General features: G+C 50.9%; 12 protein-coding genes. 11 read left to right on the top strand and 1 reads right to left on the bottom strand.

What is annotated here, in order from left to right; translation table 11 throughout:
* Position 1 precedes the first annotated feature (1 nt).
* The 5 genes from ACSFXJ_RS18400 to glnA all read left to right on the top strand — a co-directional run bounded on the left by ACSFXJ_RS18400 (position 2) and on the right by glnA (position 6,341).
* Positions 2–1,480, top strand: coding sequence for a sensor histidine kinase (locus tag ACSFXJ_RS18400; RefSeq protein ID WP_435921868.1), 1,479 nt, complete (start codon positions 2–4; stop codon positions 1,478–1,480).
* A gap of 44 nt (positions 1,481–1,524) precedes the next feature.
* A complete protein-coding gene (locus tag ACSFXJ_RS18395) occupies positions 1,525–2,499 on the top strand; it encodes a 4-hydroxy-3-methylbut-2-enyl diphosphate reductase (RefSeq protein WP_435921867.1) in 975 nt (324 codons plus the stop codon).
* 222 nt (positions 2,500–2,721) lie between these two features.
* Positions 2,722–3,435 carry a CAP domain-containing protein gene (locus tag ACSFXJ_RS18390; protein ID WP_435921866.1) on the top strand — a complete coding sequence of 238 codons (714 nt, stop codon included), beginning with the start codon at positions 2,722–2,724 and terminating at the stop codon, positions 3,433–3,435.
* A 198-nt stretch (positions 3,436–3,633) separates the two neighbouring features.
* The gene (gene aroF / locus ACSFXJ_RS18385) at positions 3,634–4,677 is read left to right on the top strand and encodes a 3-deoxy-7-phosphoheptulonate synthase (RefSeq protein ID WP_435925802.1); all 1,044 of its coding nucleotides are present in this window, start codon (positions 3,634–3,636) and stop codon (positions 4,675–4,677) included.
* A gap of 239 nt (positions 4,678–4,916) precedes the next feature.
* Positions 4,917–6,341, top strand: a complete 1,425-nt coding sequence (glnA, locus tag ACSFXJ_RS18380) for a type I glutamate--ammonia ligase (protein ID WP_435921865.1) — start codon at positions 4,917–4,919, stop codon at positions 6,339–6,341.
* Positions 6,342–6,681: 340 nt separating this feature from the next.
* Here glnA and ACSFXJ_RS18375 read toward each other — a convergent pair whose 3' ends face one another.
* On the bottom strand, positions 6,682–7,677 hold the full coding sequence (locus ACSFXJ_RS18375) for a LacI family DNA-binding transcriptional regulator (protein ID WP_435925801.1): 996 nt from the start codon (positions 7,675–7,677) through the stop codon (positions 6,682–6,684).
* A 449-nt stretch (positions 7,678–8,126) separates the two neighbouring features.
* On the opposite strand from ACSFXJ_RS18375, the gene ACSFXJ_RS18370 reads away from it, so the two are divergent.
* The 6 genes from ACSFXJ_RS18370 to serC all read left to right on the top strand — a co-directional run bounded on the left by ACSFXJ_RS18370 (position 8,127) and on the right by serC (position 16,321).
* Positions 8,127–9,488: an ABC transporter substrate-binding protein gene (locus tag ACSFXJ_RS18370; RefSeq protein ID WP_435921864.1), complete on the top strand. Its 1,362-nt coding sequence runs from the start codon at positions 8,127–8,129 to the stop codon at positions 9,486–9,488.
* A 99-nt stretch (positions 9,489–9,587) separates the two neighbouring features.
* Positions 9,588–10,481, top strand: a complete 894-nt coding sequence (locus ACSFXJ_RS18365) for a carbohydrate ABC transporter permease (protein WP_435921863.1) — start codon at positions 9,588–9,590, stop codon at positions 10,479–10,481.
* A gap of 2 nt (positions 10,482–10,483) precedes the next feature.
* Entirely contained in the window at positions 10,484–11,320 is an 837-nt protein-coding gene (locus tag ACSFXJ_RS18360) for a carbohydrate ABC transporter permease (RefSeq protein WP_435921862.1), read from the top strand.
* 120 nt (positions 11,321–11,440) lie between these two features.
* Positions 11,441–14,167 (top strand): GH36-type glycosyl hydrolase domain-containing protein, encoded by a 2,727-nt coding sequence (locus ACSFXJ_RS18355; RefSeq protein WP_435921861.1) that lies wholly within the window; start codon positions 11,441–11,443, stop codon positions 14,165–14,167.
* Between the two features lie 15 nt (positions 14,168–14,182).
* Positions 14,183–15,088 (top strand): hypothetical protein, encoded by a 906-nt coding sequence (locus ACSFXJ_RS18350; protein ID WP_435921860.1) that lies wholly within the window; start codon positions 14,183–14,185, stop codon positions 15,086–15,088.
* Between the two features lie 144 nt (positions 15,089–15,232).
* Positions 15,233–16,321: a 3-phosphoserine/phosphohydroxythreonine transaminase gene (gene serC / locus ACSFXJ_RS18345; protein WP_435921859.1), complete on the top strand. Its 1,089-nt coding sequence runs from the start codon at positions 15,233–15,235 to the stop codon at positions 16,319–16,321.
* Positions 16,322–16,377 lie beyond the last annotated feature (56 nt).

Raw genomic sequence — 16,377 nt, 5'->3', positions numbered from 1 at the left:
CATGTCGATGAGATGGCGGCTGACCGCCTGGTATACGGGGATTTTGGCAGTTACGCTGATCCTGTTCAGCGCTTCGATCTACGGATTCGTCAGATACTATACGTACGAAGAGGTCAAAAAGAAGGTCGACGAGCAGGCCGATCAAATTCTGAGCTCGCAAAACGTGAACGTGATCCTGTCGCAGGGATGGGATCTTCAGCTAAGCCCGAAGCAGGCGCTTCGGCTGGAGGATGCCCGTATATTTTGGCAGCTTAACAACTATGTCGCGGGGAAATTTAGCGTCTCGACCGGATTGCAGGAGCGTGGAGTTTATTTTCCGATACCCGATATAGAGGATATAGGCAAGAACGGACCGTATCAACGGATTACGGTGAACGGAAATTCATACATTCTGTATGAACGCGCCGTATATTTGAACGATACGATCGTCGGACTGCTCCAGCTGGCTGCGGATACAAGTGCCGAAGACCGTCTGGTCGAGCGAATGAGATCGATTCTTCTGACGGGTTCCGTGGTTACGCTGCTCGTCGCAAGCACGTTCGGGCTGTTTTTGGCCCGTAAGTCGATGGCTCCGATCGGCAAGGTGATTGAAGCGGCGAACGGAATCCAAACCGGCAACGACCTTAGCGTCAGGATCGATTATGACGGCCCTAACGATGAAATCGGCCAACTAATCGGCACGGTCAACCGGATGCTGGAACGGACCGAAGGATTTTATAATGAGCTTGATGAAGCCTATTTGGCGCAGCGCCGTTTTGTTTCCGATGCTTCTCACGAGCTCCGTACGCCGCTGACAACGATCCGTGGAAACGTCGATTTGCTGAAAAAGATTTGGTCTGAGGATGAGAGCTCCCGGCCGAAGCTGGATGAAGAGCAACTGCGAAGCATGGCGATCGAAGCGGTAAGCGATATCGCGGACGAATCCCGGCGAATGAGCGGGCTCGTCAACGATATGCTGTCGCTCGCCCGGGCCGATGCGGGGCACACGATTTCGCGGGAACTGGTGCCGCTCCGTCCGCTGGTGGAAGAAGTGGTCCGCAGAGCCCAGTTTCTTCCGCGCGAGGCCACCTGGATTCAAGGGGACATGGAAGTGCTGGAAGGCGTCCGGGTGATGGGGAGCAAGGATTATTTACAGCAAATGCTTTTTATTTTTATCGAAAATGCATTTAAGTACACGCCGGAAGGAAGCGTTACGATCGATGCGATTCAGGCCGGCAAGCAGGTGGGAATCCGGATAGCCGATACGGGCATCGGGATGGACCGCAGCGAAGTTCCGCATATATTCGAACGTTTCTACAGGGCCGATCCGTCACGCGGCGTTACGCCGGGCACAGGGCTTGGACTGTCCATCGCCAAGTGGATTATCGACGAGCATGGAGGTTCGGTGGAGGTGCTGACCAAGCTCGGAGAGGGCACGACGTTTATCATCTGGCTCCCCGTTGTCTTTAACGCCCTGCCGGAATCAGATATAATAGAATAGGTTCCTCTTGAAACACAATCGGGAACGGAAAGCAGGGATATACGATGGAAGTCATTAAAATCTCGCCGCGGGGTTATTGCTACGGGGTCGTCGATGCGATGGTGCTCGCCAGACAGGCCGCCAAAAACCTCGATCTTCCGCGGCCGATCTATATACTCGGCATGATTGTCCACAACAGCCATGTCACGAACTCCTTCGAGGATGAGGGCATCATTACGCTCGACGGCCCGAACCGGATGGAGATTTTGAATCAGGTGGAAAGCGGCACCGTTATTTTTACGGCCCATGGCGTTTCTCCGGAGGTGCGCAAGCTTGCCCGCGAGAAAGGGCTGACAACCGTGGACGCCACCTGCCCGGACGTTACGAAGACACATGTGCTCATCAAGGAAAAAGTGGATGAGGGCTATGACGTCATCTATATCGGCAAAAAAGGGCATCCGGAGCCGGAGGGAGCGGTTGGCGTCGCCCCGGATAAGGTGCATTTGATTGAAAAAGAGGCGGATATCGACGATCTTGTCATCGAATCGGACCGCATCGTAATTACCAATCAGACAACAATGAGCCAATGGGATATTAAGCACATCATGAACAAGCTGCTGGAGAAGTTTCCCGGCGCCGAGGTTCACAACGAGATTTGCCTTGCCACCCAGCTTAGACAGGAAGCGGTCGCGGAGCAGGCGGGGCAGGCGGACCTCGTGATCGTTGTCGGAGACCCGCGCAGCAACAACTCGAACCGGTTGGCCCAGGTATCCGAGGAGATTGCCGGCGTCACGGCTTACCGGATCGCCGACGTGACCGAATTAAACCGCGAGTGGCTGCAGGGAATCAGCAAAGTCGCGGTAACCTCCGGAGCATCGACGCCGACGCCGATAACCAAAGAAGTCATCAACTATTTGGAGCAATACGACCCGGAAAATCCGGCAACCTGGGACATCGTCCGCACGGTCAACATGCAGAAGCTGCTTCCGCCGGTCAAGGCCGCGGCCAAAAGTAAAGCGGATGAAGTAACTAAACCGTAACCATCGATAGGCCGCCCTTCTTCTTTCAACGAAAGGCGGCTTTATCATGGAATCGGCGATACGTAAACATAGCAAGCGCTCGCGCACGATACTTTATTAATGTTAGCCATACGGGATGTTTCCAAGTTTTGCGGGGTTCTTCTTTGATAGGATCATGATATACTCCTTGATAGAAAGGTTACAAAAATGTTACCTACTATCGACAATCAAGGAGATGACATCATGAATAAATTCAATATGAAGAAGCACTTGATTACCGGGGGATTGACCGCTATTCTCGCCGCTGGTCTCGTCGTTCCGTCCTCGGCGTTCGCGGCGTCCGACAATACCACTTATACGACCACGCCGGTTTCCTATTGGAAAACTTTTTACTATACGATTCCATGGAATCAGTTCTATACGCAACAACCGGTTCAAAATGGCAGTCAAAAGACGCAACAACCTGCTCAAACCGACAGCCAAAAGACGCAACAACCGGCTCAGACCGGCAACCAGAATACGCAAAAACCGGCAACCCAGCCGAGCCCATCCAATACGGGAACAGCAGGCAATACCGCGGGGGATAAGTCCACTTTTGCCACCCAAGTCATAACGCTGGTGAACCAAGAACGGGCCAAGCAGGGGCTGAAGCCGCTCAAGGGCGATGCTCAACTGAACAACATGGCTTTGGCGAAGGCAAAGGATATGTCCCAAAACAATTATTTCGATCATACTTCTCCGACTTACGGATCTCCCTTCGACATGATGAAGAAGTTCGGGATCAGCTATGGCTATGCCGGCGAGAACATCGCGATGGGCCAAAAAACTCCGGAGGAAGTCGTGAAGGCATGGATGAACAGCAGCGGTCATCGCGCCAATATCATGAACGCCAATTACACGCTGATCGGAGTCGGTTACTATAACGGTTATTGGGCACAGGAATTTGTCGGAAGATAAATAGTTGTTCTATTCAATGAAAGGTTAAGGGGGATACCCTCTAGCCTTTCTTTTTTTTGCGGAAAAAGCTTAATATTCCTTTATAGGGGTTGACGAGGGGGAAACAATTCGATATAGTTGCTTTAACGGATAAAAGCTTAAAAGCGAACAAGCGTTTAAGCGTAACAGTGAAGTGATCAATGAAAGGATGGATAGATGATGATCGTGATTACGTCGAATTTAACTCCCGAAGAACGGATTCAGGAAATTATCGCAGTTATTGAAAAGGAAGGTCTTCAAACGCATGTATCGAGAGGCAAGGACCGCACGGTAATCGGTCTGATCGGTACGATCGAACCTCAGCTTGCGGAACATTTGCGTCAGATGAAGGATGTGGAGAATGTCATCAAAATTTCCAAATCGTACAAATTGGCCAGCAGAGATTTTCATCCGGAAAATACGGTCATCTCGATCGGCAATGTGAACATCGGCGGCGGAGATCTTGTCGTGATGGGCGGACCATGCGCCGTCGAATCGCCGGATCAAATCGATGAAATCGCGCGCCTGGTCAAAGCGGCCGGCGGACAGGTATTGCGCGGAGGCGCTTTTAAGCCCCGTACCGGCCCATACAGCTTTCAGGGGATCGGGGTGGAAGGTCTCATCATGATGGCCGAGGCCGGCAAGAAACACGGCCTTCTGACGATTACAGAGGTGATGACGCCGGAATATGTCGACGTATGTGCCGAATATGCGGATATTCTCCAGGTCGGTACCCGGAACATGCAAAACTTTGACTTGCTTCGCAAGCTGGGTACCTGCGGCAAGCCGGTATTGCTCAAGAGAGGCTTCAGTGCGACCTATGACGAGTTCCTTAATGCAGCCGAGTACATTCTGGCGGGAGGGAACCCGAATGTCATGCTCTGTGAACGGGGGATCCGCACATTTGAAACCTATACCCGCAACACGCTTGATCTTTCCGCGATTCCGGTGCTTCAAAGCTTGAGCCATTTGCCGGTCATTTCCGACCCGAGCCACGGTACGGGACGCCGGGAGCTGGTCGAGCCGATGACCAAAGCATCGGTTGCGGCGGGTGCCGACGGGCTCATTATCGAAATGCATACCGATCCGGACAATTCCATGACGGGCGACGGTGTACAGTCCCTGTTCCCGGATCAATTCGCGGCGCTGCTGCAGGATTTGGAAAAATTGGCTCCGTTGGTAGGCAAACGCTTCGATACTCCGAAGGCTGCGGTTCGTGTTTAGAGTGACGATTTAATAGGGATGGAAGCTCTTCCGATGCAAGACGCCGGAAGGGCTTTTATACTTTTTGTCGATTTATTTGTACTCAACGTAATAAAACCTAACATAAGGCATAAAAATACCTGACATGACCATTGACGGCTTACCTCCACGGTTCTATAATGACGACAAGTCAAACAAAAAGGATGAACGTTAAACCGGATTAAAAGATTTAATGTTCGTGATTTGGGGAGGAAGTTACTATGTCAGCCAAACTGGTTATGGAAACTATTCAGGAAAAGCAAATTGAATGGGTTGATTTTCGTTTCGTCGATTTGTCAGGCCGCATGCATCATATCACTCTTCCGGCCAAGGAAGTCGACGAGGAGACTTTCGTGAACGGCGTCGCGTTTGACGGTTCTTCGATTCCGGGTTTCCGCGGAATCGAAGAATCGGATATGGTCATGATGCCGGACCATGGAGCGGTATTCGTTGATCCGTTCACGGCTCATCCGACGCTGAACGTTTTCTGTGACATTTATACGCCGGACGGCGAAAGATACGAAAGAGACCCGCGTAGCATCGCGGTACGTGCCGAGTCATATTTGCAAGACAGCGGAATCGGAACCGCGGCGTTCTTCGCGCCTGAATCCGAGTTTTTCATCTTTGACGATGTGCGTTATGAGAGCGGCATGAACAAGACGTTCTACTCCGTAGATTCGGATGAAGCGATCTGGAACACGGGGCGCAGCGAGGAAGGCGGCAACCTTGGTTATAAAATTCCGGTCAAAGGCGGTTACGTTCCGGTAGCTCCGGCCGACAAGCAGCAGGATATCCGCAGCGAAATGTGCCGTTTGCTGGAAGAAGCGGGACTTCGCGTGGAACGCCATCACCATGAGGTCGCCACTGCAGGCCAAGCGGAGATCAACTTCCGTTTCGATACACTGCTTAAAACCGCGGACAATCTGATGGTGTATAAATACATCATTCACAATACGGCCATTCAATTCGGCAAGACGGCGACATTTATGCCGAAGCCGCTGTTCGGCGACAATGGCAGCGGGATGCACGTGCATCAGTCGATCTTTAACGGCGATACTCCTTTGTTCTACGAAAAAGGCGCCTACGCAAACTTGAGCGAAATCGCGCTGAACTATATCGGCGGTATCCTTTACCACGCTCCTGCCCTGATCGCGTTTACGAACCCGAGCACGAACTCGTTCAAACGGCTTGTGCCCGGTTACGAGGCTCCGGTTAACCTGGTATACTCCAAAGGTAACCGCTCGGCTGCCGTACGGATCCCGGTTGCTGCCGTTACGCCGAAGGGCTGCCGCATCGAGTTCCGTACTCCGGACTCCACGGCGAACCCATACCTGGCATTCTCGGCCATGCTGATGGCGGGACTCGACGGCATCAAGCGCAAAATCGATCCGACCAAAGAAGGGTACGGCCCTTTCGACAAAAATATTTACGACCTGTCCGACGAGGAAAAAGCGGGAATCCGCAGCGTTCCGGGGTCGCTTGACGAAGCGCTCAGCGCTTTGGAAAATGACTATGAATTCCTGACCGAGGGCGGCGTATTCACGAAAGCATTCATCGATAACTTCATCGAGTTGAAACGTGCGGAAGCAAGATCGGTAGCGATCCGCGTACATCCTTATGAATTCGGATTGTACTACGATCTGTAAGATAGGGAGATAAACGGAACGGCTATCATTCTAATCATCCTCATACGCCGGGCAAGGCAACTTGCCCGGTCTTTTTTATGGTTGTTTATCAAAAATTAAGGGAAATACTCCGGCTAATTTTCAGTTCAGCAGCACTTTTATCGAAAATAACCGGAAATCCTCCTGCTAAATTCTCGATTTGAGCTACGTAGTGGCTATATTGGACAAATCAACGGGAGGAAAATCGCTTGATTTAGACGGAGGAATTCCCTTTAATTTAGCATGAAATACAAAAAAAGCTGGAATCTTACCGAAGCATCTGCGCTTCTAAAGATTCCAGCCTTCTTTTTTGCGGTATTCCCTATTCCCTCCACCGGCTCCCGCACGATTCGCGAATGACCAGTTCCGGTTCTACAACCACGTTGCTCGTGACGGATTGGTTGTTGATGAGATCGTACAGCAGGGAAGCCGCGAGCCGCCCGATCTTGTCCTTGTTTTGGCGGATCGTCGATAAGGATGGCGTCGTATACTTGCAAGCCTCAATATCGTCGCAGCCGATGATCGCTACGTCTTGAGGCACGTTCAGACGGTGTTCCTTCAAGGCCCGCATGGCCCCGATCGCGATCAGGTCGGAAGCGGCGAAAATCGCCTGGGGGAGGTCTCCGGTGGCGATCATTTTGTTGATCGCTTCATAGCCGCTCTCTTCGAAGAAGTTATCCCCGTTGATGAACCAATTTTCGTTCACCGCCAGTCCGAAACTTTCGATCGCGTCCTTATAGCCTTTTTCGCGGATATTCGAAATATCGGATTCCTGCGTACTGCCGATATAGCCGAGTTCCCGGTAACCTTGCAGGTAAAAATGCTCTACGACCTTGTACGACATTTTGTAGTTATCGGACATAATATAACCAGAACTTCGGCCCTTCAGCTCGATATCGACCCCGATGCAAGGGATTTCGCTGTGATCCAGTTCGCTGATGGAGGGCTCGACCTGCTGTCCCGTAACAATGATGCATCCGTCCACATGGAAATGCCGGCATCGGGCCAAATAGTCCCCGTCCAGGGCATGGGTTTTTTCGTTCGAGAAAAATAGCAGATCGTAACCGAGAAAGCCCATCTGTTTTTTAAAGGAGTTCAAGACTTCGATAAAAAAGGGATGGGTAAAATCGATGTTCAGCTTTCCGGCGAAAATGACTCCGATGAGATTCGATTTCTTGGTGGCCAGCGTTTTCGCTGAGTTGGAAGGCACATATCCGGTTTCTTTCATGATTTCGAGTACTTTCGCTCTGGTTTCTTCTGAAATATCGCTATAGTTGTTAATGATTTTGGAAACGGTCGAGACGGAGACGCCCGCCATTTTCGCGATCGTTTTAATATTTACTGACAAAATGATGCCCTCCTCGATTAGGATTTGGTCCGTTCCGCAGAGTTATTTCGCAATTACGAAACAATTTTCGTAACTACAGTTTACATGTCCCGATGCGGTTCGTCAATGATAAAGGAAAGCTAAGTTTCAATGAAAATCCTTATAATATCAAGGAGTTCGAGCTCTTATCGAACTTGGATACCCTATGGAGTCACGGTGAAAAAAGAGAATAAAAATAGGGCTTTACAAAGTCGATTTTACATGCAATAATGTTTTTCGACGAAACCGCTTTCGGTAAATGTTTTCGGAAACTTCCGTTTTGGCGAAAAATCTACGAAAATTTTAGAGGCATCAGGATCTGCATATCGCCAAATTGCAGCAATCCGGGAATCGTTGGAAGAGAAGGGCGTCATTAATATTACCAAGTAGGGGGTAACACAATGGTCAAGAAAATTTCAGCCTTGGTATTGGCGGGGGCGCTGACACTAAGCCTGGCGGCGTGCGGCGGCAACAACAGCGGCAACACGGCGGCAGGGAATGAAGGATCTACGAGCAAAGCTTCCGGTGATAAGAAAGTCATTAAAATTCTTCACTGGAAACAAGAAAACATCAATAAAGCGATGGAAGAAATCAATAAGGCCTTCGAAGCCAAGTACCCTGAGTACAAAGTGGAGTATACGACAACGGGTCCTGACGACGAGTATAAACAAGCGCAAAGAGCGAGAATCACGGCTAACGACGTAGATATTATGGCCGACTTGTCCGGGATGAGACTTTCTCCGAAAGAGTGGACGCCGGGCGCGAAAGTGCCTGACTGGCAGCAATGGATCGATTCCGGCCTGATTGCCGATCTGTCCGACCAAGCTTTCGTGAAAAACTGGAACGCTAACGATATCGAGCAAGCGGGTACTTACAACGGAAAAGTATATGCGATTCCTACAGGTAAGGTAGCGATGTCCGGCTTGTTCTACAACAAAGAAATCTTCGAGCAAAACGGACTGTCGGTACCGAAGACTTGGTCCGAATTCATCAAGCTTAATGATGATCTGAAAGCAAAAGGCATTACGCCGATCGGCGTAGCCGGTAAAGACGTATGGCCTTTGAAACTGCCTGCGTTCTCGCTGCAAGCGAAAATTTTGGGCGGCGGCAACCAGCAAAAATGGATCGAAGGCGTATGGAAAGGCGAAACGGCTTTCAACGACGCTGAAGCTGTAGAAGTGCTCGAGAAAATGAAGACGCTGCAAGATAACTACATGATCGACGGATTTATGGGTATCGACTATGCTTCCGCTCCGTCTATCTTTGCATCCGGCAAAGTCGCTATGCTGGCTGACGGTTCTTGGGACGCACCGACGATCGCGACGGCGAACCCTGACCTGAAATTCGGATATTTCCCGGTTCCTGCAACCGAAGATGCCGAGAAGAATGCTTCGTTCGTAGGAAAATATGACGTGACTTGGTATGTGGCCGAAAAAGGCCCGAACAAGGAAGGCGCTCTGAAGTGGATGGAGTTCTTCTCCCAGCCGGAAAACTACACGACTTTCGTAAAAGCGGCCGGATTTATTCCGACGCAGGACAACATTTCGACGGACAGCGAATTTATCGACAACGAAATCGCTCCGTATCTCGGGAACTTTGAACTGGCTTACGAAATTCTCATGATCAACCGTGAAAATGTAGGCGAACACCTGGCTGCGGAAGGCGTCCATACGGAATACCTCGCTCCGGGCGGCCAATTCCAAAGTGCTAAAGAGCTTGCCGACGTTCAACAAAAAGAATGGGAAGCTGCGGCTCCTAAGTAATAACCAATTAGATAATAAGCATTAAACCATACTGCCCTTGGGGTCTGCGCAGGCAGACCCCGTTTTAATTCAAATGATTGGATTTGTGAGGTGAGAGAGATGTATCCATTTGGCAAAGGCTTTTCTAGGTATGTACCGTTTTTGCTGCTTTTGATCCCGTTGGGATTGTACTTGATATTTTATTTTGGACCTTCTGTAATGACGGTGATTTACTCTTTTACCGATGTGAAGAACATCCCCGGAAGTACGATGAAATTTGTAGGTTTGGAAAATTACTACGACCTCTTCTATGCCGGAAACTCTGGAGAACGCTGGCGCTCCATTCTAAATACACTGATTTTCATGTTTGTCGTTACGATCGTGCAGAACGGCGTTGCATTGTTTATTGCGGTGCTGATTAACCAACGGTTGAAAGGGGACTATTTCTACCGGGCGGTGTTTTTCCTGCCGGTGGTGCTTGGGGTTGCCGTTGTCGCTTTGATTTGGGGCATGATGTTCGACCCGTTGAGCGGCCCCGTAAATATGCTGTATGAAAAGCTGTTCGGATATAAAGATATGTTCTTTTCCAGCTTTACTCATGCGTTCGGATACATTATTTTCGTGCAAATCTGGATGTACATGGGCTATTCGATGCTGATTTTCCTGGCGGGTCTCCAGTCCGTACCGAAAGATTTGTATGAAGCCGGATATATCGACGGTACGAACAAATGGCAGTCTTTCCGCCATATTACGTTCCCGCTGATCGCTTCGTCGTTTACGGTCAATATGCTGCTGTCGATCATCGGGGCGATGTCGACGTTCGATATCATTCTGGCGACGACCGACGGTAAGTTCAATACGAGAACGATGGCCTATGACGTCTATAAGGAAACGTTCCGCGGCAGTTTGGAAATGGGACTTCCGTCCGCGCTTTCGGTCGTGCAATTCCTGATTATTCTCGTCTTTGTCGTCGTAGCGGTGAAGCAGATGCGTAAAAGAGAGGTGGAATATTAATCATGAAAAATTCCAAATCGTTTACCACGCTGTCCTATGCCGTTATCGCGATCCTGCTTGTCTTGTATATCGTTCCGCTTATTCTTGTTTTGAACGTTTCGCTTAAGACTTATCCCGAATACTTGATGAACCCGATCGGACTCGTCAAGGAAGTGCAATGGGATAACTACGTTACGGCCTGGACGGAAGGGAATTTTGCGAACTATTTCCTGAACAGCGTGATTTATACCGGAATCGCGACCGTGTTAACCATCCTCGTTTCGCTGTTGGGCGCGTTTCCGGTTGCCCGTAACTATGTGAAGTGGAGCGGATTCATTTATCTTTTCTTCCTGTTGTCGCAATTTTTGCCGAACCCGATGGTTGCCCAGTATAAATTAATGCTTTCGTTCAAGGACAGCCTGGAGTTCTTCGGTTACGATACCAAGCTCGGTTACATCATCTTGAAAACGACCGGAACTGGCGTTGTCTTCATGATGTTCGTCGGTTACATCAAATCGATCAGCCGGGATTTGGACGAAGCGGCCGGCATGGACGGATCGGGTTATTTCCGGTATTTGATGCAAATCATCATGCCGCTGATGAAGCCAGTTATTGCAACAGGGGTTATTTTGACGGCTATCGGCATCTGGAACGACTTTGTCGGACCGATCATGTATCTCCCAAGCAAGGCGCACTATCCGATTACATTCGGTCTTAAGGAATTCAAAGGCCAATACGGAAACAACTGGCCGTTGCTGGCTTGCGGGATCACGATTGTGGCCGCGCCGCTCATTATCCTGTACACCTTTATTCAAAAATACCTTGTGGACGGCGCTCTGGCCGGGGCTGTCAAATCCTAAGCCTTTCACAAGATATGAATCCCGTCCTTCGGGGAACGGGATTCATTTATATGTGCAAAATGGTATTCGATATATAAAAAAGTAAAATACAAGAAAATCATGAGAGAGGGAGCATGCCGTATGACAAGTAAAAGCTGGGTTTATCAAGGCTCGAACGGGGAATTCAAGCTGGAGCAGCCGGAAAAGAACAGTTCGCTGTACTTCCCGCTGGTGAACGAGGCGGGAATGATGTCGGCGATCACGCCGAACCTGCACGGAGAAATGACGTCGGGACATAATACTTTTTTGATGGAGCCCGTATCCGTCATGGACCTGCATAACTCCAAAGGCTCGCGCAATTTCTGGGTTTCCATTGCGGGTAAGGGGGCTTGGTCGGTCACCGGGAATTCGGCGAAACAAAATGCCGATATGTTCACGGACGAAGGCGAGAAAAATACGCTGGAAGCCGGCTTCCTGTGGCACAAATTGACCCGGGAGCACGCGGAGGCGGGGCTCCGTGCGGAAACGGTCAATTTTGTTCCGGCAACGGACGACAAGATCGAGTTGATGAAAGTAACTTTGACAAATACGGGAAAAGACACCCTTCATTTAACGCCGACTGCGGCAATCCCGATTTACGGGCGTTCGGCGGATGACCTTCGCGATCACCGCCATGTCACCTCCTTGCTGCACCGTGTTTTTACGTCCGAATACGGCGTGGAAGTGCAGCCTGCATTGTCCTTTGACGAGCGGGGGCACCGCGTGAATAAAATGACTTACGGCGTGCTAGGAGCGGCGGCAGACGGCACCTCCCCGGTCGGTTTCTTCCCGGAAACCGAGGAATTTATCGGCGAGGGAGGCGCGCTGGATTGGCCGGAAGCGATCGTTTCCAACCTGGAACCTTCGGCAGCCGCCGGGGCAAAGCTGGAAGGATACGAGGCGATCGGCGCGCTGCGCTTCAAGCAGATCGAGCTTGAGCCGGGCCAAACAGCATCGTACGTCGTTGCCATGATGATTGCCGAGGATCGGATCGATGAAGCTCGGATCGCCGAGCAGTATTTGTCCGAAGCCCGGTTCGACGAACTGCTTTCGCAAAATCGCGCGTTTTGGAAAAAGAAGCTGGACACGGTAACTTTCCATACCGGAGACCGGGAAGAGGATCTCTGGATGAAATGGGTTACCCTGCAGCCGATTTTACGCCGCTTGTACGGAAACTCTTTCCTTCCGTATCATGATTATGGCCGGGGCGGCCGGGGCTGGCGGGATTTGTGGCAGGACTGTCTGGCGCTCATGGTCATGGAGCCTGCGGAAGTTCGGCATCTGCTCCTGAACAACTACGCGGGTGTGCGGATCGACGGAAGCAATGCTACGATTATCGGAACCAAGCCCGGCGAATTCGTGGCCGACCGAAACAACATCCCGCGGGTGTGGATGGACCATGGCGCTTGGCCGCTGCTGACGACTTTGCTGTATATCCATCAGAGCGGAGACCTGGAGCTGCTCCTGCAGCCGCAAACGTATTTCCGGGATGTTTTTGTCGCAAGATGCAAGGATCGCGATCTGACCTGGACTCCGGAGCAAGGAAACAAGCTCTTGACCAGCGACGGCCGGGTATATGAAGGAACGATCCTCGAACACATTTTGCTGCAAAATATGACGCCTTTCTTCCATGTCGGTGAGCACGGCAATATTTTGCTGGAGGGCGCGGACTGGAACGACGGATTGGATCTGGCTCCGAATCGTGGCGAGAGCGTGGCGTTTACCGCTTTTTACGCCAACAACCTGATGGAATTGTCGGAACTGCTGCTTGCGCTGTACCATAGAACCGGGCAAGACGCGATTGAAGTCGCGGAGGAGATGGCCATTCTCTTCGATTCGTTCTCGAATCCGGTTTCGTATGACAGCATTGCCGAAAAACGCGCGCTTCTCGACCGCTACTTCAGCAAGGTTGTGCCGGCCGTGTCGGGAGCGAAGGTGAAACTCGACATCGTGAAGGCAGCCGACGATCTGAAAAGAAAAGCGGAATGGATGATCGGGCATTTGCGCCAAAACGAGTGGATCCGGAGCAAGGAAGGCTATGAATGGTTCAACGGTTACTACAACGACGATGCGGAGCGGGTGGAAGGCGATCATCCGAATGGCGTTCGCATGACGCTCACGGGCCAGGTGTTCGGCATTATGGGCGCGGTGGCCACGGATGATCAGGTCGGCAAAATTTCCGAAGCCGTTAACCGCTATTTGAAGGACGAAAACATCGGTTACCGCCTGAATTCCCGGTTCGGAGGCATTCAGCAGAACTTGGGACGCGCATTCGGGTTCGCTTTCGGGCATAAAGAGAACGGCGCGATGTTCAGCCACATGACGGTCATGTACGGAAACGCATTGTATAAGCGCGGATTCGTCAAGGAAGGCTTTGATGTGCTGGACTCGATTTACAAATTGTCCGTTGATTTCGAAAAAAGCCGGATGTACCCCGGCGTACCGGAGTACATTAACGAAAAAGGCCGTGGCATGTACACCTACTTGACGGGTTCGGCAAGCTGGCTGCTGCTTACCAAACTGACGGAAGTTTTTGGCGTAAAAGGATTTTACGGAGATTTGCATCTGGAACCGAAACTGACCAAAGCGCAATTTGATGATGCAGGCCAGGCGTGCGTGGAAACCTTGTTTGCCGGCCGGATGCTTCGGGTTGTTTACCTCAATCCGCAAGGAGCCGATTTCGGAAGCTACCGCGTGAAATCCGTACTGATCAACGGCGAATCCGCGACATACAGTGCGAAGGGGAACGGCTGCCTGGTAGAGCGTTCCGTGATCGAAGCCCTTTCCGAAGACGGCGTGCATGCGGTCGAAATCGTTCTGGGCGAATAATCGCGGGAGGCACCGATGGCTTATCAACTGAAGAATGAGCATATGGTTATCGACATCGCCAAGCCAGGTGATTATAACGGATCCCGATTCGACTGGAGCGGATTTATTACAGGCGTCGCCTTACTGGAGGGGAACCACGCTTTCTGTGTGCCGGAAAGCCTGGTTCCCGGCCAGGGTACAGGCGGGGCAGGGTTATGCAACGAGTTCGGCATCAAGGAAGCGATGGGATACGGCGAAACGCGGCCGGGGGAAGCCTTCCCCAAACTGGGGGTCGGTCTTTTGACCAAGCCGGACGGTGAAAAGTACGATTTTTCGCGTAAATATCCGATTAAGCCTTTCGAGATCGAAATCGTACAAGAGAGCGAGCGAAAGATCAGCTTCCGGACACGGCCCGAGAATTGCGGCGGCTATGCGGCAGACATGGTCAAAACGGTAATGATTGACAAAAACCTGCTGACCGTGGAGTACTCGCTTCTTAATGTGGGGGAAAAGCCGATCGTGACCGAAGAATATTGTCATAACTTTCTCGGCATTGACGGACATTCCATCGGACCGGATTATACGTTGAATTTTCCTTTTAAACCGCTCCCGTGGGCGGATGAGGAAGATACGATGGATGGGCTTTGCTTCGGTGAGAAGGGCGTGACCTGGCGGAGGGAACCGACCAAGCCGTTCTATTTTCGCCTGCCCGGTTTTGAGGGGGAAAAGGTTCCTTGGATGTGGGAGCTGCTCCATACCCCAAGCGGTGCGGGGGTTCGTGAACTCAGTAAATTTACCGTTTCCTCGGTGGCGGTATGGGGGGATCGGCATGTCGTTTCTCCGGAAATGTTTATCGAAATGAAAATTGCTCCTGGTGAACGGAAAAACTGGGCTCGGGTTTATGAGTTTTTTGCCGGGGATTATGTTTCTGCAATGAGATAAAGCGTTAATGTGTCAATTTTCGTAAACTGCTGTTTTTGACGAAATATCAGCTTGCCGTAAAAAAGAATAGTTGCTATGATAATCCTTAATCTGAAAGCTTCGTTACTTATAAAATATAGAGGGAAGAGAAAGGATTGGGAGAACATGAGCCAAAGAGCTTACAACTTTAACGCCGGACCGGCGGCCCTGCCTCTTGCCGTGCTTGAACGCGCGCAAGCGGAATTCGTCGATTTCAAGGGAACGGGAATGTCCATTATGGAGATGTCCCACCGCGGCAAGGTTTACGAAGAGGTTCACAATGAGGCGGCCAGCAGACTTCTGAGCCTGCTCGGCAATCCGCAAGGCTATAAAGTACTGTTCCTGCAAGGGGGCGCAACGACGCAATTCGCCATGCTTCCGATGAACTTGCTTACCGAAGGGAAGACGGCCGGCTACGTCAAAACGGGGAGCTGGGCTAACAAGGCGCTGAAGGAAGCGAAGCTGATCGGTGAAACGTTCGTAGCGGCTTCGTCGGAAGAAGATAAATATATGTCCGTCCCGGACCTTTCCGGCCTGAAACTGCCGAGCAATGCGGCTTACCTGCACGTGACGTCCAATGAAACGATTGAAGGTACCCAGTTCCAATCCTATCCGGACACGGGAAGCGTTCCTTTGATCGCGGATATGTCGAGCGATATTTTGTGCCGTCCGTTCGATTTGAACCAGTTCGGTCTCATTTATGCGGGGGCTCAGAAAAACCTCGGACCGTCCGGCGTAACGGTTGTCATTGCCCGGGAAGAATTGCTGCAAAATTCGCCGAAGCATATTCCTACTTATTTCCGTTACGACACGCATGCCGAAAACAATTCCCTCTATAACACTCCGCCATCCTTCTCGGTTTATATGGTAAACGAAGTGTTGAAGTGGATCGAAGAGCAAGGTGCGCTCCAAGGAATCGAGAAACAAAACCGCGAGAAGGCGGATCTGCTTTATCAAGCGATCGACGGTAGCGGCGGATTTTTCAAAGGCTGCGCGAACGAAGCGGACCGTTCGATCATGAACGTGACGTTCCGTCTGGCTTCCGAGGATCTCGAAAAGCAGTTCATCAAGCAATCGGAAGCGGAAGGATTCGTTGGCCTGAAAGGACATCGCAGCGTTGGCGGTTTGCGCGCATCCATTTACAATGCGGTTCCGTATACAAGCGTGAAAGCCTTGGTCGATTTCATGAAGGAATTCCAGCAAAAGAACGGATAACATTGGATAATCAAATTGCGGCAGCCGGGGATAATCCTCAGGCTGTCGCTTTTATT

It is taken from the genome of Paenibacillus salivarius, from assembly GCF_051307165.1.
In the GTDB taxonomy this organism is placed as follows: domain Bacteria; phylum Bacillota; class Bacilli; order Paenibacillales; family Paenibacillaceae; genus Fontibacillus.
This window is presented reverse-complemented; position numbering and strand designations above follow the sequence as displayed.